The sequence below is a fragment of the Cyanobacterium aponinum PCC 10605 genome, assembly GCF_000317675.1.
Taxonomy (GTDB): Bacteria; Cyanobacteriota; Cyanobacteriia; order Cyanobacteriales; family Cyanobacteriaceae; genus PCC-10605.
The window spans coordinates 3,216,087-3,235,203 of record NC_019776.1 but is presented as its reverse complement, the minus strand read 5'-3'; the positions used below and the strand labels follow the sequence as shown (position 1 = coordinate 3,235,203).

General features: G+C 35.2%; 17 protein-coding genes. 8 read left to right on the top strand and 9 right to left on the bottom strand.

Going from position 1 to position 19,117, the window contains the following annotated elements; translation table 11 throughout:
- Positions 1-75: 75 nt before the first annotated feature.
- From CYAN10605_RS13530 to CYAN10605_RS13515, 4 genes are all read right to left on the bottom strand, one after another.
- Positions 76-1,056: an MraY family glycosyltransferase gene (locus CYAN10605_RS13530; RefSeq protein ID WP_015220516.1), complete on the bottom strand. Its 981-nt coding sequence runs from the start codon at positions 1,054-1,056 to the stop codon at positions 76-78.
- A gap of 154 nt (positions 1,057-1,210) precedes the next feature.
- Entirely contained in the window at positions 1,211-1,651 is a 441-nt protein-coding gene (locus tag CYAN10605_RS13525) for an FHA domain-containing protein (RefSeq protein WP_041922901.1), read from the bottom strand.
- Between the two features lie 177 nt (positions 1,652-1,828).
- Positions 1,829-2,980: an 8-amino-7-oxononanoate synthase gene (gene bioF / locus CYAN10605_RS13520; RefSeq protein ID WP_015220514.1), complete on the bottom strand. Its 1,152-nt coding sequence runs from the start codon at positions 2,978-2,980 to the stop codon at positions 1,829-1,831.
- Positions 2,981-3,181: 201 nt separating this feature from the next.
- On the bottom strand, positions 3,182-5,335 hold the full coding sequence (locus CYAN10605_RS13515; protein ID WP_041922900.1) for a WD40 repeat domain-containing protein: 2,154 nt from the start codon (positions 5,333-5,335) through the stop codon (positions 3,182-3,184).
- A gap of 372 nt (positions 5,336-5,707) precedes the next feature.
- Here CYAN10605_RS13515 and tyrS point away from each other — a divergent pair, with 372 nt between their 5' ends.
- The 8 genes from tyrS to CYAN10605_RS13475 all read left to right on the top strand — a co-directional run bounded on the left by tyrS (position 5,708) and on the right by CYAN10605_RS13475 (position 13,853).
- On the top strand, positions 5,708-6,919 hold the full coding sequence (gene tyrS, locus CYAN10605_RS13510) for a tyrosine--tRNA ligase (RefSeq protein ID WP_015220512.1): 1,212 nt from the start codon (positions 5,708-5,710) through the stop codon (positions 6,917-6,919).
- A gap of 525 nt (positions 6,920-7,444) precedes the next feature.
- Entirely contained in the window at positions 7,445-9,028 is a 1,584-nt protein-coding gene (locus CYAN10605_RS13505) for a hypothetical protein (protein WP_015220511.1), read from the top strand.
- Positions 9,029-9,031: 3 nt separating this feature from the next.
- Positions 9,032-9,616, top strand: a complete 585-nt coding sequence (locus tag CYAN10605_RS13500; RefSeq protein ID WP_015220510.1) for a type IV pilus modification PilV family protein — start codon at positions 9,032-9,034, stop codon at positions 9,614-9,616.
- Positions 9,594-10,136 (top strand): pilus assembly FimT family protein, encoded by a 543-nt coding sequence (locus CYAN10605_RS13495; protein WP_015220509.1) that lies wholly within the window; start codon positions 9,594-9,596, stop codon positions 10,134-10,136. Before CYAN10605_RS13500 ends, CYAN10605_RS13495 begins: the two co-directional genes overlap by 23 nt.
- 28 nt (positions 10,137-10,164) lie before the next feature.
- Entirely contained in the window at positions 10,165-10,971 is an 807-nt protein-coding gene (locus tag CYAN10605_RS13490) for an Rpn family recombination-promoting nuclease/putative transposase (RefSeq protein ID WP_015220508.1), read from the top strand.
- Positions 10,972-11,083: 112 nt separating this feature from the next.
- Complete coding sequence (locus CYAN10605_RS13485) at positions 11,084-11,821, top strand: PulJ/GspJ family protein (protein ID WP_015220507.1); 738 nt, start codon at positions 11,084-11,086, stop codon at positions 11,819-11,821.
- A gap of 131 nt (positions 11,822-11,952) precedes the next feature.
- Entirely contained in the window at positions 11,953-13,002 is a 1,050-nt protein-coding gene (gene bioB / locus CYAN10605_RS13480) for a biotin synthase BioB (protein ID WP_083887261.1), read from the top strand.
- A gap of 227 nt (positions 13,003-13,229) precedes the next feature.
- A complete protein-coding gene (locus CYAN10605_RS13475; protein ID WP_015220505.1) occupies positions 13,230-13,853 on the top strand; it encodes a biotin transporter BioY in 624 nt (207 codons plus the stop codon).
- 628 nt (positions 13,854-14,481) lie between these two features.
- On the opposite strand, the gene CYAN10605_RS13470 is transcribed toward CYAN10605_RS13475, so the two are convergent.
- The 5 genes from CYAN10605_RS13470 to CYAN10605_RS13450 form a co-directional block, all read right to left on the bottom strand.
- Positions 14,482-14,802, bottom strand: a complete 321-nt coding sequence (locus CYAN10605_RS13470) for an STAS domain-containing protein (protein WP_015220504.1) — start codon at positions 14,800-14,802, stop codon at positions 14,482-14,484.
- 414 nt (positions 14,803-15,216) lie between these two features.
- Positions 15,217-16,293, bottom strand: a complete 1,077-nt coding sequence (gene acsF, locus CYAN10605_RS13465) for a magnesium-protoporphyrin IX monomethyl ester (oxidative) cyclase (RefSeq protein WP_015220503.1) — start codon at positions 16,291-16,293, stop codon at positions 15,217-15,219.
- Between the two features lie 163 nt (positions 16,294-16,456).
- Entirely contained in the window at positions 16,457-17,203 is a 747-nt protein-coding gene (locus tag CYAN10605_RS13460) for a DUF2232 domain-containing protein (protein WP_015220502.1), read from the bottom strand.
- 39 nt (positions 17,204-17,242) lie between these two features.
- Entirely contained in the window at positions 17,243-17,845 is a 603-nt protein-coding gene (locus tag CYAN10605_RS13455) for a L,D-transpeptidase (RefSeq protein ID WP_015220501.1), read from the bottom strand.
- 342 nt (positions 17,846-18,187) lie between these two features.
- Positions 18,188-18,769: a hypothetical protein gene (locus CYAN10605_RS13450; protein ID WP_041922517.1), complete on the bottom strand. Its 582-nt coding sequence runs from the start codon at positions 18,767-18,769 to the stop codon at positions 18,188-18,190.
- Positions 18,770-19,117 lie beyond the last annotated feature (348 nt).

Below are 19,117 nucleotides of genomic sequence, written 5' to 3'. Positions count from 1 at the left end.
CATTATTTTCTCGTATTTAGAAAACCTTATAGCTTCTTAGAAATAACAATAAAATTGCCTTAACCGGAACTGATGTTAATTTAGTTTAGTTGTTTTTCTGGATATATAGCTCTGGGCAAAGAAAATTAAACCAATTACAAGCATTAAACTTAACCAACTACCAATTACTTGTAAATTAATAATTAAAAGTGCGATCGCACCCGTGAGAATACTATAAGTTAAGGCTACTTGACGATGACTCCAGCCAGATTGTTGTAATCTTTGATAAATGTGGGTTCTGTGGGCTTGAAATATGTTTTCTTTACGACGTAGACGAACAATCAAAGTATAGATAGTATCAGCAGTAATGGGTAGAGTAATGGCTAAAGTTGACCAAGCAATCGTCGTATCTTGAACTTGAATAAGTGCGATCGCAATCATAGCACCTAAAACAGTACTGCCCACATCTCCCATAAAAATTTTAGCAGGAGACCAATTCCACCACAAAAAACCAAATAAAGCCCCAATCAAAAGCCACCAAATCGGTTGATTGAGATAAAAAGCAATAAAACTCAATTGGATGATAGTAATACTAACCACAAACCCATCTAAACCATCCATAAAGTTATAAAAATTGATTAAAGCAGTAAAACCAATAACCGTTAAAATTCCTGCAATAATAACACCAACTAAGCCAATATTAGTTAACCACGGCTGGGGAAAAATACCGTAATGAATCACCCCTAAAATCGCCGTAACTAATTGCACCCCATATCTTACCAAAGAAGGCAAATTTAAACGATCATCTAAAAAGCCAACAATAGCTAAAGGTAAAATAATTACCAATAAAAAAGGATCAACCGTAAAATAAAGAGTAGGAACAAACTGTAAACATAATATAGCGACAATAAAACTGATGATAAAACCCAATCCTCCCCCCCTCGGAGTGGGGCGAACATGAGAACTACGCTCGTTAGGTATATCTAATAGTTGTTTACTAAAGTTCTGTATGATAATAAAAACAAGTAATAAACTGAGAAAAAAACTGCCAACCAAAAAAGTAAGAGTAAAAGCCATTATAATAATTCCATCTCATAGAGCCTTGATGAACTCAATTTATTTTTCATGATCCTTATATTTTCTGTCAAGAATTTTAAGAATTAATACTTAATCTCCCTCTATTCTCATCTCCTAATCCCCCAATAACTAAACCCTAACCAATAATTTCGTATTAAACCTCCTCCCATTCACTCACCATCATCGCAGGATCAATTAAAGTTATATCAAAAGGATCATCAGGGGGTAAAGAAGGAAATATATCTCTTTGACAATGTTGATAAGTGATTGATACTTGTGGTCCAAAAATGACTTTGTCACCGTGTTTTAACTCTTGATTGGCAATCTTTTTTCCGTTGACTAAGATACCATTTGCACTAAAATTAGATTTACCGTCCCCATCGCAAATTTGATAGTAAATATATCCCTGATTGTCAAACTGTCTAATTAAAGTGGCGTGATAACGAGACACGAAAGGAGAGTGAATGCGAATATCACACTGTTGAGCTCTACCAATAGTATATTTACTTTTCCTGAGTAAAAGTTCCCTTCTGCCTTTATCGTCTTCTACGATTAATATATGGGCTTTGTGGGGTTGTGCAGGATGTTTTGTCATTGTTGACCCTTCTCTAGGTAAATCATTAATGATTGAGTTTGATAATATCATCTTAACTTGCATAAGTGCTTATACTGAAAATAAATAAAGATTCTATATATTTTTTCCTCTTTATATTATCTTTAAAAAAACACTTAGGTGTTAAAAATTTAAAATTGGGAGGTTAAGCAGATAGTTTTAATTCCCCAAATAAGATTGTAAATCATAGAAATGACGTTTTTCATGGGTAGCCATAATGGAAAAACGAAGGCGACTGGTGGGAACAGTAGGAGGACGTATGGCTGGAACAAAAAACCCTTTCTCTTGCAGTTTTAAGCTCCATTGTAGTGCTTGTTTCGCAGTTTTTTCTTTTACACAGATAATGGCTGATTCTGTTGGTAAAAAGTCGATTTTGAGTGTAGTTAATATTTCTTTAAATAAGTTAATATTTTGCCATAATCGGGTTCTCATTTCAGGGTATTTTTGAATCAGCTTAATGGCGGCTAATGCTGAAGCTGTATCCGCAGGAGAGAGAGCGGTGGTATAAATCCATGTGGGACAACGGTTACGTAAAAAATCGATGAGTAATTTACTCCCCGCAACATAACCTCCTAGACTAGCAATTGCTTTACTTAAAGTCCCAATTTGAATAATATTATCTCCTTTTACCCCAAAATGTTCCAAACAACCAGCTCCTGTTTTACCCATAACTCCGGTGGCGTGGGCTTCATCTATCAGTAACCAACAATCAAATTTTTCGGTAATGGCAACTAATTCTGGTAATGGACACAAATCACCATCCATACTAAAAACGCTGTCGGTGACAATTAAACAATGGCGATATTGATGACGGTTTTGAGCTAATTTTTCGCTTAAATCTTGAATATTTCCGTGTTTATACTGAATTTTTTTCGCTTGGCTTAATTTTGCTCCATTTTTCAGACTAGAATGGTTATATTCATCTTCTAAAATTAGGTCTTTTTGTTTAACTAAGGAGGTGATTGTGCCGATATTCGCACTATATCCAGAACTAAAAACTAGGGCTTTTTCGACTTGTTTCCAAGATGCGATCGCATCTTCTAATTCTTGATGTAATTTTCTGTGTCCACTTAAAAGGCGCGATCCTGTACTACCTGTACCATATTGTTTTAAGGCTTCAATTCCTGCTTGAATAAGTCGGGAGTCTCCTGCTAATCCGAGATAATCGTTACTAGCAAAATTAACTAATTGTCGTCCTTCTATGGATACTACCGCAGAAGGCAAACCCGTTATCAATTTTTCTTGACGATACCAATGGGCTTTTTTGATGGTATTTAGAGATTGAGAAAGATAGTTGTTTAAAGAAGACATTAATTGATTGTAAAAAGGGCAAAGGCAATTAGTGAATAATTAAGAATTAAGAATTAAGAATTAAGAATTAAAAACCCCGTTCACGACCGAAGGGAGTGTAAGAGCCGAACTAATTTCCCCCTCTCACCTCATCCCCTAAACACCCTAACACCTGAAACCTGACACCTGGCACCTGACACCTCTTTCATAACCCCGAACTCTCTACTCGTTCTTTTGCAACTTAGCTAATAAGGTAATCCATTCTTGTTCTTGGGGGGTGAGATGTCCGCTTTCTAGGGCTGATTTAAGCCATTGTTTATCTTCTTTAGTCATTAAGCGGGGTGATATATTACATAATCGGGATAAATCCCAACGCCAAATTTTTAAGGTGCGATCGCCGCTTCCTGTTATTAAATTTGTACCATCATCAGTAAATTTTATTTGAGTGATAATTCCTTGATGCACATTCAAAGTATTAACATTTTCTCCTGTGGTTAAATCCCACATTCTCACAGTTTTATCTCTTCCTCCCGTAGCCAACAAGCGTCCATCAGGGCTAATATCTAAACAAAAAATACCATCTTCATGACCAGCGAAAGTATCTAATAAATTATGGGTGGTTAATGACCATATTTTTACCGTACCATCATCACTACCAGTCACAAGATTTTCATTATCAGAGGTAATTGCTAAACACCAAACTCTCCCTAAATGTCCTTCTAAAGTAGCAATTTCTTTTCCTTCTTCTAAAGACCATAATTTAATTGTGTGGTCTTTACTCGCAGAGGCTAAAATTTTGTTATCCGAGGTAACAGCTAAATCACAAATAGCATCCTGATGACCAAATAAATTATAAAGGTGATCTCCTTCTGGTAAACGCCATACCCGAATACTATTATCTTTTGTTCCTCCTCCAGCAATTAATAAACTGTCATCTTGAGATAGAATCACTTTCTCGACTTCCCTTTGATGTCCCCGTAAATTTTTAAATAATCTACCCTGGGGATATTGCCATAACCTTATTTCTTGGTAACTAGCACTAGCTATCAGTTTAGCGGATTTAGTCATAGCTAAAGACCATACGGAGGCAGTATTTGCTGATAAATTGCCAATTAAATTACCTTCAGGTAAACGCCACAAAGAAACCGTTTTATCTCGACTGCCACTAGCTAAAATCGTACCATCACCACTCAAACAAAGGCTAGTAATCGGTTTTAAATGTCCGTTAAGAGTATTCAACAGTTTTCCTGTATCTATATCCCAAACTCTAATTAATTCATCTCCTGCACTAACTAATGTTTTACAATCAGGAGAAATTGCGATCGCTTCTATGGCTTTAGTGTGTCCTTCTAAGGTGTGGTAACAACGAACTAAATTACCTTGAGGGGGAATATTACCTTTAATATTTTGGAATAATTGACTTAATTGAGTTAATTTTTGCTTTAATTCAGGCTCTTTAATAGCTAAACGTTTAGTTTCGAGCTTTTTAACTATTTTCTGACTAAAAACGGCGGGAACGATGGGAACAAATGATAGCAACAAATTCCAGTGTTGCCCCATCACCATTGTTTGAATGATATTTTCCCATTGACTTTTGGTAATTTCTCTTAATCGTCTGCCTTTTTTGCCCCCTAATACAATCCAAATCCATTCCAGTCTTTTGAAAGTGATACCATGTTTTTCTATCCTTTCTTGTAACTCTGAAGTCGCATTATAGTAAAAATTTTCCAAAAGTTGATAATCAGGGTCAATTTCTCGATATTTGTCCCATTGTTGTGTAAAATAGCAGAACAAAGCGGCTTGAGAAGGCTCTGAAGGAGTGTAACCGCATTCAGTAGCTAAGGTTAATGCTTCTTGATTATTTTCTTCACTGGCAAGGCGACAAACTTCTTCTTGTAGTTCAGGTTGAGAGAGGTTATTGAGCCACATTTGGGCTATTTTTTTGATAAAAGCGTCATTTTCTGTTAAAGATAAATTAATTAAAGGTGCAATAATTTCTATTCCTTTTTCATCGATAATGCCCCGCCATCCTAAATTTAAAGCTGTTAACAATCTCAATTCAGGAGGATTTGTTGCTACCCATCCTTTTAACTTAATAAGTTTACTTAAATCTTCATCTCTGGTTTCCGCCCATATTCTACATATTACATCTGTTAAGGCTGTTTCTTGAATTTTGATGCTTTTTAAACTGTTTAAAATTAGATTGCGGAAATTTTTATCCTGACTGAAAATAAAAACTCTGATTAATAATTCTACGGTTTGAGGAGTTTTTTCTTCGATTAACTCTTTAGCGGCATTTTGTCGAATGCGATCGCCAAAGAAAGGAGTATCGTTATATAGTTGTTCTTCTAATTTCTTTAATTTATCCTCATCCATAAGACTTAATTTTGTATTTAGGGGCATCAAAATAATTATAGTTAATTATTAGGCTTTGCTCAAAAAGTCTTTATCCAATTAGAAATTAGTAATTAGGAGAAGGCAAAAGTGAATGGTGAATAGTGAATAGTGAATAGCGAATAGCGAATAGTTGATAATTAAAAATTAAGAATTAAGAATTAAGAATTAAAAACCCCAAACACTCATTATTTATCACTCATTACTCATTACTTATTACTTTCTCCCAATACCTGACACCTTATCTCCCCATCTCCCCATCTCCTCATCTCCTCATCTCCTTATCCCCCAAACACCGAACCATGATATGATGTTGACTGAAATTTTGGTACATATTTAAAGAAACAAAAGTAGATGACAAGTGACAATTTTGAGTGGCTATATAGAGGCGTTACCGAAGTTTTTCCCTCCCAAACAGATTCTCAAGAAGAGAGTGAAAATTTAGAACAATTATGTAATAGATGCGATCGCCCTTTAAGGGTTAAATTAGGAATTGATCCCACGGGGACAGATTTACATTTGGGGCATAGCATACCCTTTCGCAAATTAAGAGCATTTCAAGATCAAGGACACACAGCAGTAGTTATTATTGGTGATTTTACCGCTCAAATAGGTGATCCCACAGGGAAAGATAAAGTTAGAAAACAATTGAGTGCAGAGGAAGTAAAGCAAAACGCAGAAACTTATTTACAACAATTACGCCCTATTTTAGATTTTGATACCCCCGGACGATTGGAGATTCGCTACAATTCAGAGTGGTTAAGTAAATTAGATCTAGCCCAAATACAGGAATTACTGGCTACTATGACAGTACAACAAATGTTAGCAAAAGAGGGTTTTAATAATCGCTACAATCAACAAACCCCCATTTATCTTCATGAGTTTCTCTATCCTCTAATGCAAGGTTATGATTCAGTGGCGGTAAATGCAGATGTGGAATTGGGAGGCACAGACCAAAAATTTAACATTGCAGTGGGGCGAGATTTACAGAGACATTTTGGACAAAAACCACAATTTGGAGTGCTTTTACCCATTTTAATCGGTACGGATGGAGAGCAGAAAATGTCGAAATCTCTCAATAATTATGTTGGGTTGAAGGAAGATGCCTTATCCATGTACTCTAAATTAGAAAAAACTCCCGATGCCTTATTACCCAATTACTATGAATTATTAACCAACTTTGCCTTAACAGAAATTCCCGAAAATCCTAGAGAAGCACAAAAATTATTAGCGGTAGAGATTATTTCTCAATACCATGGACAAGAAGCGGCTTTAATGGCTCAAAAAACTGCTTTAGAAATAGTTAGTCGTCAAAATATGGCTAATGCACAAGCCGTTCCCGAATTTTCTCTCGAAAGTGTTGAATTTCCAGCTAAATTATTTTACATTCTCAATGCCAGTGGTTTAGTAAATAGTAGTGGGGAAGGTAGAAGACAAATTCAGGGGGGCAGTGTCCGTTTAGAGGGCGATCGCATCTCTGATGTTAATATAACTTATGATGACCCTACTCAATTAAAAGGCAAAATTTTACAAGTCGGTAAAAAGAAATTTATTCGTCTAGTCTAAATCAATAGGCTTCTTGCAGAATATTCTTTGACTGGTTAGAATACTACCGCAAAGTTATGACCAAGATTGTTCGTGGTGTCAATCCACAATATACCAGTCAAGAAAACTTTAACTGTAGAGTGATAATAAAAAACTCTATCTAATATCCCAACACCCTAAGCCCCAATTTCTCCCCCCCTTGTCCCCGCATCACCCCAACACCTGCAACCTGAAACCTGACATCTGGCCTTATCCGATATTCTTAAACCGAACTGAGATTAATTACTATTTTTAATTCTTCTATTTTTTTATCTCAATTATATTTTATTCACTTGAATGAAGTATAGAAAAAACTCGATAAAAATTACTATAAATTCCTCTCTTCTAAAGGATTAATTAAAAAATATTTCATAAACTTCCGTATAAATACTAAGATTTAAAAGAAAAAACAAAGTTATCATAGAAATAGACTTATTATTATCATTACTATATAAAAATACATTAAGAATTGATACAGAATATGAATAAAAGAGGTGAAGTATCAAAATGAAAAACTCAAAACAAGAATTATTAAATTTGTGGCTTTGGGTTAATAAAATAAATAAAAATAACCCAGAAAAGGGAAATACATTAATTGTTGCGATCGGGATTGGTTTAGTTCTGATTATTGCTACTAGCCTAACTTTATTTAACTCTTCTAAAGATAAAACAAATGTTCAAGCTGGTGAGTTTTCCAAAAAAACCATGGCGGTTGCTGAATTAGGTGTGACCAGAGTGCATAATTTTTTAGCTAAAAATTCTAAATTGGCAGAATATTCTCTTGCAGACTGGGAATCTCAAGCCGGGACAATGCAATTACAAGGCACATTTACAAACACTTCTAGTACTAATTCAACCTGTTCAAGTTTAACTTCAGGTGCAGGAGGTACAACTGTTAGTACTACTGTTGGCAAATTTAAAACTGATGGAGATACGGTTGTCGAAAGTCCCTCCAGTGCCAGTGATTTTCGTCAAGGTGCATTTAAGGTGGTCGATTATAGGTTAGAAAAGACCGATGGTAAACCCATTGAGAAGATTCTCAGTCCTACTCCCAAAACCATAAAAGAACAATTGGATGAATTATCAGGTGGCGTAGCAGAAGGGGAAATTTACGCTCACGGAATTTTAGAAATAGAAAGTCAAATTAACCCCAGTGCTAATTCTGCTAGTGATTTATTTACAAGCACAAATAGTTCGCAAAGCAATGTGCAAGTAACGATACCCTTAAGAAGAGCAACTGTATCAACTCCATTTCCGGGGGTTTGGATTAGCGATCAACAAATAGGTTCACCATCTAACAGTATTATTAACGCAACACTACTTGTTCCAGACTGTGACAATATGGACTTAAATATCGCTCCGGGTAACGATGTTATTCTTTCTGATATGTTATTCCCCCAATTACCAACCCCACCCGCCGACACTGATCCAAAGTATTACAATCTCGGAGATATTACTAGCTCTACTACTTTACCAAGAAGTACGGATCAACATATTGAAACTCAGCAAATTACAGATAACGGTGTGACTTACAATGTCAAAGTTTATAAATACAAAGTTAATAATATTTCTCTTAATGGTGGGGAAAAGATTAAAATTGTACCCGGTAGAAAAGTTGTAATTAATTTATATGGCAATATTGATATTGGTGGTAGTCAAGTTATAGATAATAGTTGTACAACTACTACTGACTATATATGTGATCCTGTCACTAAAATAGTTACCTATCCTTCGGATCTACTTAATCCTAGTATTTTTAGAAGAGAGAATCTGAACATATTTGGATATGGTGTTAATACAGGAGGGCCAACTAGCCAAGAACCTCATATTTGTTTAGCTGGGGGTGCTGAAGTATTTGGTTTTGTTTTTGCCCCTGATTACGCAGTTGGGGCGGCTGGTACTGGTGCTGGTAATGGTTTTACAGGAGCTGTTTGGGCAAGAATGTTTAATCCTCCTAGCACTTGTGGCTCTAATACTGGTCAAGTAGTTGTGGTTCAAGATATTACTGATTGGGATGCGATCGGATTAGTTCCGACAAATATACCTCCACAAATTGGCTCAATCACTCAATGGCAAAGAATAGGAGGTTAACTAATGTCAAATTTATTCACTTTTATACTTCTAAAAAATCTGAAAAATATCTATTCTCATAAATTATCTCAAGATCCTACTTTTTGCCTCAAAAATGAGAAATGGGAGGAAGGTTTTTCCATTCTTGAAGTATTAGTGACAATTCTTGTGATTACTGGCTTTGTTTTAGGTTCCCTTCAAGCCACAGTCTTAGCAACTTTACTTAGAGTTCAAGCACAAGATAAACAAGAAGCGACAAATTGGGTACAACAAGATTTAGAATTGATACGTTATCAAGCGTTTATTTTAGATAACCCAACTGAAACTTCCGGATTAACACCCTCTCAAGCAAATGCTTGTGATAATTCTAAGTATGGAACTAGATTACAGGATTTTATTGACGGTACATACCCGAATACTTCCGATATTGATATAAATGGTAAGTCTTATGATGTGGCAAGAGCTTATACAGCTCCTGAGAATATTTTACAAGTTAGTTATACCATCAGCTATGATAGCACCCATCCCCGTTATAAAAGTGGTGGGGATAACGTCGTAACAACTTTATCAACGGAGGTTTTACCCAATGCGGCACTTAGTTGTAGTTAACTTATTACTGAATAAGTCTAATCAAGAAAAAGGAGTCACCCTCCTTGAGGTGGTTTTAGTCTCTGTCATTGTCGGTATCATGGCGGCGATGAGTGTACCTAATCTTTTAGAAGAGCAGAGACAGCAAAAGGTTAACGAGGCTTTTGGTAAAGTTAGGGGCGCCCTAGTAGAAGCTCAAACAAATGCCAATCGCCAAAGTACTGATTGTACTGTTGAACTTACAAAGTCTGGTGCTAGCGGTAATCCTGCAGGTTGTGTATTAGAACCATTCTCTGTTGACACAGATATTGTCAGCATTACTAAAACGGATTTTTCTACAACACCGACCAACATAACTTTTTCTTTTACAGGCACTACGGGTAATGCTGATACTCTTTGGATTGCTAGAAAAGATTTTGGAGGGAATGTAATTGAAAGTAGCGCTAAGTGTATAGTTATTTCTACTCTTGGAATGATTCGTACGGGAATTAATGAAGGTGGAAACTGTGTGAATGTTGAAAATAAACGCTATACCCCTTAAAGTGATTGATTCAGATTAACTCTTATACATGAAAACTGATTCTATTTTCTACGAACTATTTGCTAATTTGCCTGAAACTTTTTTTGCTCTATTAAATTTACCTAATAATGTGGTGCAAGAATATAAATTTTGTTCTCAAGAATTGAAACAATTAGCAAAAAGAATCGATGGGGTTTTTCTTCCCCAAACGGAAACGAAACCAATTTATTTTGTTGAAGTTCAATTTCAAAAAGATGAAAACTTATATCACCGTTTATTTACTGAAATCTTTGTTTATTTAGGGCAATATAAACCTGTACAAGATTTTAGGGCAGTAGTAGTTTGGGCAGACGAAAAAATGGATTATTCTTTGCCCGTTTATTATCAATTTTTTCAAGATATGGGCAAGGTAGATATTATTTACCTGAATCAGTTAAATGTAAACCCTAGTAAGGATATTGGCTTAGAAATCATCAAATTAATTGTTAGTTCTGAAGATCAAGCAAAAACCCAAGTAGATTATTTATTTAACTTAGCTCAAACAAATGTTGAGACGGAAACAAAACAGAAAGATATTATAGAGTTGGTGGAAAAAATATTAGTTTATAAATTTACTAATTATTCACTGGAGGAATTAGACAAAATGTTTACCTTATCAGATTTTAAAAAGACAAAATTTTATCAGGACACTTTTTCTCAGGGGAAAATTGAGGGTGAAATTGAAGGAAAAATCAAAACCATACCTAATTTAGTACGTTTAGGTTTAACTCCTGAACAAATTGCTGAAGCCCTTGATTTGAGTTTAGATTTGATCAACCAATTGACTGAACATAATAACCAAGGAGAAAAATCATAATAATTTCTTCTTTTGTCCTCATTCCGCATAACGGGAAAGAATATTCTATATAGCTTAAGGTAATTTTTAAACTAGGTATGATCTTAGATATTATAAAAAACAGTCAAAAACTATGAATAGATATAAATTATTGCAACTATTTTTAAACCTAAAAAAATATCAACAAAAAGGTCTTTCTTTAGTAGAATTAATCGTCGCTCTTGTTATTAGTGGTATAGTTTTAACGGCAGCTGCTAGTGGTTTTGTTAATGTTTTACGGGCAAATCAAAGTGTAGAATCAAAAACAGTTAGAAGTTCTACTCTAGCTAGGGCATTAGCCTATATGCAGGACGAAATAAAACAAGCTAGTAGTTTAACAGCTGTAAAGGAAGCGGATGATTCCAACTGCAATACTTCTTCTGGCAATGCTGATTCTGAATACTGCTTAAGATTGACTCTTCCTGATGGTGATAGTAATAGTGCAACCACTGAGTATATATACTATGCACTAGATGATATATCTGGAGTTACCAGTGAGTGGTTAAAGCCGGGAGTTTTACGAAGAAGAAGAATACAGGAAGATGGAACTGATTCTGGTTGGTGGGCAATCGCAGATGGTTTAACCAGTGTAAATGAAACTGAACCATCTACTATCGCCTGTGATCAAGACTCCGTTAACTGGACTGGACATAATACAATTTATGGAGGAACAACAGGAGGTAAGGGGGGTTTTCGTTTCTGTGTAGATCAAGATCCTACTACTGGGGAAAGTCGTCTGGCAAGAATTTTTCTCTACGGTCATATTATGGGAGCAGGGGATGGAAATAATACAATTTCAGCTAGTACGATCAGCTTTGCTAGATCTGAGTAATGTGTTTATTTTTAAGATTCAGATAAATTGCATCATAGGGTTTGAGAAAATTAAAATTTCATTGTTGAGGATGAGACAATCAGATATAATGAGCCGTGAATAGAGTTCTTGAAAACAAGGGGATAATATTGGTGGTAAATACAGTTAGTAAACCAAAAACCAACGTAAGTTTAGAGCAATGGTTAACAGATTTAAGTAATAAAATTATTGCTGGGTATCGTATTACAAAAAAGGAAGCTCTCAGATTAACGGAAATAGAAGGAGAGGAGAATATACTATTATTATGTGAGAAGGCCGATCGCATCCGTCAAGAATGTTGTGGTAATGTAGTTGATTTATGTAGCATTGTCAATGTTAAATCTGGTAACTGTTCAGAAAATTGCAGTTTTTGTTCTCAATCTGTTCATCATCAGGGAAAAGATTCTCCTATTTATGGCTTAAAAACCAGAGAAGAAATTTTAGAATATGCCAAAGCCGCCGATGAGGCAGGAGCAAAAAGATTTTGTTTAGTGTCTCAAGGACGAGGTATTAAGTATAATAGCCCTAAAAATAGCGAATTTGAAGAAATTTTAGCCACAGTTAAACAAATTATTGCCGAAACCAACGTTAAACCCTGTTGTGCTTTAGGTGAAATTACTATTGAACAAGCACAGGCATTGAAAGAAGCAGGAGTTACTCGCTACAATCATAATTTAGAATCTTCTGAAAACTTCTACGATCGCATCGTTACTACTCATACATGGCAAGATAGGGTAGATACCGTCAAAAATCTTAAAGCAGTAGGTATTCAAGCCTGTACGGGTGGTATTATGGGTATGGGCGAATCATGGACAGATAGGATTGACCTCGCTTTATCCTTAAGAGAGTTAGAAGTTGAATCCGTACCAATTAACTTCCTCAATCCCCGTGAAGGCACGCCATTAGGAGAGCAAATTAAATTAACTCCCCTTGAAGCAGTAAAAGCGATCGCAATTTTTAGATTCATTTTACCAACTCAAATACTTCGTTATGCAGGGGGTAGAGAGGCAGTATTAGGAGAATGGCAAAAACAAGGTCTAAAATCTGGAATTAATGCCATGCTAATTGGAAATTATCTTACCACTTTAGGACAGTCCCCAGAACAAGATCACGCCATGTTAACAGAATTAGGCTTAGAAGGGGGAGAAACTCCCGTTAAATAAACCAATCCATAGCAGATTAGTTAGGACATTTTTACATCTTTAATTGTCATTCTAAACGATAGTAAAGGATCTCAATATGTCTAAAATAACTTGCCCACTGCTATATCATAAGCGAAAAGACAAAAACTTAGTCAAAGCTCAATAATTTTTCTGTGTTTCCAGAGGGGCTTAAGCCCCTTATCCTAACAATTCTTAATTAAATGAAACATTCCTCCTTAATTTAATTTGTGAATAATAACGGCTTACCCCCACAACCTATATCCCCAGTTAACGAGTTTTTTTGGGCATTAATTGGCTTAATGCTAACTATTTTTGGCACTTTTGTTGAAGTTTTTTTTGTTATTCCCACCAACACAACAAACCTAGAAAATATAGACACTACATCTTTAGGAATCACCTATCAACTGGCTGGAGTATTTTTTACTGGAATGGTAGGAGGAAGAAATGCCGCCGCCTATGCTCAAATCGCTTATGTCATTATGGGTTTATTCAAACTGCCCATATTTTATCAAGGGGGAAGTTTTGACTATATTCAATATCCTAGTTTTGGTTATATTTTAGGTTTTATTCCTGGTGCGTGGTTATGTGGTTTTTTGGTGTTGCCCGGTAAGCGTCGCCTTGAATTATTTACCATAAGTGCATTTTTAGGCTTATTAGTCATTCATCTGTTTGGCATTCTTTATTTAATCTTATACACATATCTAACACCTTTTCTTGGTAATCAATTAACCCCTACTTACTTATGGGATGCTATTAACTTATATACCATTACTCCCTTTCCTTCACAACTAGCACTAATTTGTGCGATTTCAGTTGTAGCTTTTATAATTCGTTTAATTTTACTTTATTGATAGTGCTAGGCTTATATCAATGATTTTATTTCTATTTGTTTTGATTGTATTTCTGCTTAATCAGATAGGCTATTTCTTATTTATCTCGGTGATTACAAACTTTTTTCTCAGCCTAGCCCATTATTTATCCATTGCCTTATTGGTTATTCTCATTGGCTTCATTGCTTGGTGTTTCAGTGAAACTTAACTCAATGACATCTAGTTCGGAGTTAAGATTTAAAGTTATTAGATAAAAAAAGTAAATAAATTGATTTTCTTCTCTCAAGTTTTGATGACTATTTTTGGGGTTGCTTAGTTGTCACGCAAAATATTATTGAACTACTCCAAATATCCAACACTTAAAATAACCTGAGTTTTGGATAAGCTGAAAGCATCCCAACTCGTAGTCAGAAAACCTTATAGCTTCTTCTTAAAAATAATGGTAAAATTGCTTTAATACGAACTGACTTAAACAAGGGGCTTAAGCCCCTTGCTAAAAACCCCTACCACCTGCAACCTGACACCTAACCTTCTCCGATATTCTTAAACCGAACTGAGGTTAAAATATTATTAACATTGCAAGAGTGCCTATTCTCCATTTTTGATCTAGACTAAAAATTATAGCCTAATTCACCAATGCCCTATTTTTTTAACTTTTTAATTTTTCTTCCAATTCCGACTTATCGTTAATAATCTCAAAAAGATGTCCTGTATTTGTTAACTCAAACAACATCTTGACTTGGTCATTTAAAGACATTAAGAAAAGTCTTCCACCTTTTTCTCTAACCATTTTTAAGGCTAATACTAAAGCCCCTAAACCTGAACTATCCATAAAGTTAACTTTTTTTAGGTCAATCAAGATTAGATTGATACCCTCACTAACTAAATCCTTAATTTGTTGACGAAAAACAACTGCTTTATTAGCATCTAACATTCCATCAGGGCGGATAACTTTGACTTTAGATAACATGGATAGTCACGCAATTAGGTTGATTTGAGTATATCACCATTTATTTTAGCTGATACTATCATTTTTGAGGAGTTTAACTTTTGGTAAAGACATAAAAAAACCTTAACCGTTGCCAGTTAAGGAATATATCAAACAAAAATAATTAAGTTAACCTGAGTTCGGGATAAATTTTCATCTATGAATGATGGAGAAAAAAAGGCAAAAGGCAAGAGGCAAGAGGCAAACCCCCCTTATATCCCCCCTCGAGAGGGGGGAGGGCAAAGGAAAAATTAAGAATTAGGAATTAAAAACCCCGAACACTCATTATTTGTTACTCATTACTTTCTCTCAACACCTGCAACCTGCAACCTGAAACCTGACACCTACCCTTATCCAATATTCTTAAACCGAACTGAGGTTAAGTTATCTAGTTTTTTAACAAACACAACCTTGTTGTTTTTCTACTTCAATGGGTTTGATGAAGTAAAGTTTGATAAACTGAGTCATATTAGACAAGTATAAAGGTAGTTTACGTAAAAACTTCACAGGTGCGATCGCATTTGTTTCATCGATGGCTCTTAATTGTTCACAATTGCTAACGCAAATCTCTAAACTTTCGTAGAAAGCAGGATTATCAACATCAATAATTACAGGGAAAACTCTGGCGGCGGTGTTATTGGTTTTCTCAATAACGTGTTTGTCATAACTTCTTGCATCTAAGCCAATGGAAGCATAGAAGTCGGAGCGTTGTAAGTCATTGAGGTACATAGTAGCAAATACGGAAAGAAGGAAGAAACGACACCACAACTTCGCTTTCCAATCGTTTAAGAAACTGGGTTGAGCTTTAAGAATAGCATCGAAGAAATCTCCGTGACGATTTTCGTCTTGACACCAATTTTCAAAAAACTTGAAGATGGGATAAATGCGACTTTCAGGATGTTGCTCTAAGTGACGGTAAATAGTGATATAGCGCCAATAACCAATTTTTTCGGAAAGATAGGTAGCGTAAAAAATAAATTTAGGTTTAAAGAAAGTATATTTACGACTCTTGGTTAAAAAGCCTAAATCTAGGGTTAAATTAAAGTCAGAGAGTGCTTTGTTAAGGAAACCTGCGTGACGGGCTTCATCCCGAGACATTAATAAGAAACATTCAGCTAAGAGGGGATTGGTGTCTTTTAAACGTCTGCCTAATTCTTTATATAATAAGAATCCAGAAAATTCAGCAGTACAAGAACGCTCTAAAAATTCTACAAATAAACGACGAGTTTCACCATCAATGTGATCCCAAGATTGGTCAAAATCAGCGTTGCGGACGAAGTGATGACGGTTATAATCTTCTTTAAACTCAGCGAGGATGGCTTTTAATTCTTCCTCATTGGCACTTAAGTCCATTTTTGCCATTTCCTCGAAATCAGTGGTATAAAAACGAGGGGTGAGGATGGTTTCTTTCGCTGGTGCTTTCACTCCGGGGCGAATTTCCTCGAATTCTGAAGGTCTAACTGTTGTTACCATAATTTCTTGATAAAAATAAAATTTGTATTTATTGCTTTTGCTTTTATGTCCAATTCTAGCTAAATCTCAGTTTAACAAAATCTTTCCCCCCTCTTTGTCGTATTTTGTTAAGAGTTGTTAAGAACTCTCACTATATTTTCCCTTGTTCTTCTATTTTCTGTCTTTATTCATAATCTAAAATTACTTGTAACCACTTCGGAGGTCGTGGAATGGGGGTTTTAAGGCGATCGAGCATTAGTAAGGCAACGAGATGAACGGTTAAACTATAAATAATATTATTGACCATCACAACTGCGATCGCAAGTAGCTGAATAGTAATCATATCAGGACGAGCTAAAATTCCCAGTTTTAAGAAAATCCAATCAGCCAAATTAGTGATCTGACTAATAACATATACCCATAAATCTTCCCCTAACAGAATTGAAAATAACCAAAAGCGGAAAAAGAAACCAAAACAACCAATTAAACTCGCTACAAAAATAGAAACATACCAATTTACTCCTCTACGCCATAAAGCTCCTAATTGTATTCCCATTAAGCCATAGGGGACGATATAGACGATACTGCGAGGAGGACCCATCAAAATTGCTAATAACAAGCCACACACAATAGTAGTGATAATAGATGCTCTTTTACCCCTGCGTAGATAAACTAGGGCAATAGGTAAAGGAAATAACATTTTCAAAAAAGGACCGATGCGAAAATAGTAATCAATCAACCAAATTAAACTTGCTGTACTTGCCAAAAAGGCACTTTCCACAAGAGCGATAGTTTCTGGTTTAAATTGATAATATTTGGTTTGTTTGTCTTTTAAATTAGCATCAGACTCAGATGCGATCGATTGATAGGTTTCCTCTTCATCAATCCAATTAGAATCATCAACGGAAAAGTCTGGTTTAGAATCTGTCAAGGGTTATCTCTAAAATGAATTTTCAGGGCTTATTATAGCTTACTGCACCACCTTCACTGGTGTACCCATAGACACTAACTTAAATAATTCTTTAATATCTTTATTTCTCATTCTCACACAACCATGAGATACGGCTTGACCGATTAAATGTTCCCCGGGCGTTCCGTGAAAACCGATAAAATTTTTACCATCAGTCCAAAACCCGATCCAACGTTCTCCTAAAGGATTGGTAGGACCTGGGGGAATTACTTTCCCTGTCCAAGGATTTTGCCACGAGGGATTTTCTACCATTTGAATAATCTCAAATTCTCCTTGAGGAGTTTCCCAACCTTCTCTACCGACTGCGACGGGGAAACTAGCAATTACTTGGTCTTGTTCATAAACTTCAACTACTCTTTTTTTCAAACGCAAAACTAATTGAAAATTAGATACTTCATCGGGGCTGTAAAGATAAACACTTGAATCTCTGAGAGGGGGCAAACTAGGAGCATTGATTTCTAGCAGTTGCCGTTGAATATTATGAATATAATTGACCGATTCTGAGCTAAAACTGGGAGAAACTCCAGTTAAAGAGAAACAAAAAGTTATCAAACACAGAAGGAAATTTCGTCTTAAATGGCGACGATAAGAAAGGAGTTTCATGGGTTTATGATGCCCTGATTTTTCAAATAAGATTCGGTTTAATTTTATTTTATCGTTAATGGGCGCGATCGCATCAAGTAAAAAAAGGCAAAGCTAATTAACAATTAGTAATTAGCAATTAGCAATTAATTAAAGCCTGAAACCTAATACTGAGATCTTGTACCAGTACAAAAACACCAGAAAACAAGTTTTTTAAAATCAATAATAATAATAAGTTTTTTGTCAATTCTTATCACTATTTCCTGTTCTCTAATTTCATCAGTCCATTTTTGGCTAGATGCAAGATCTAAGTAATACATACCTTGATTGCTGTTTAACTGTCTCTGGGTTAGGGTTTATTGACTACCATAGTCCCCTGATAGGTTGAGAAGTTTCTTGATATTCCATAACTTCGGTTTCCTCCATCATCGTTTGAGTTTCCACCATGGTACTTTGACGAGGGGGAAGGTCTGCAATAGAACTACTAGAACTGGTTTCTAAAGCCTTCCAAAGAGCCGCCGTACGTTCATTCAAAGCAACATAAGACCCATCCAATCTTTTGTAGCCATATTTAGATTCTAAAATGGAAATCCACTCAGATTTTGCACCTTGTACGAAAGAGTAGCTACCATCAGCATTTTTTAAAACCAAAACATCTGACCCCGGAGGTACACTACCGACTGCCGTGAAGCTAGTACCGTCTTCTAAACCGATAAACATAATACCACCGCTTTTGCCGACTACTCTACCTAGTAAGTAATCACCCCATTCTATTTGAGGTTCACCCATATATGTTTGATGACCAAGTAGCTGAGTGATAATCAATTGTGATGAATTGTTTTTAGATTTATTTGAAGTGTTTTGTTGAATTTCTGCTTTTGTGGGAGAAAGAGAAACTAGACTTAACAAAATACCCAATCCGAGGGTGGAAACTGAGGAAAACATTTTTAGATTCATAATTGTCCTTCGCTTGTTATGAATTTATTTATTTTTGATAGGTTGTTACTAAAAATTGTATATTTCTTTTATTATTTATCCCTTAAACCTTTATAAAAAATTTAGAGTTATGAATTAAAAGTTAACAAATAATATGGAAAATGACATTCTATTTATTTATTTTGAAAAGAAATGTAATTAACTGCTAACTATTTAGTAGTCATAAATCAATGACTATATTAATTTTTCTGCTTTTTGTTTTTCTCTATGAGAAAGAAGATTGAGATTTGTTTATATTTTTCTCTTTCTTCAATATCTGGGGTTAAGCTATTAGTGGATGAGCTTTTTATTTTTTAT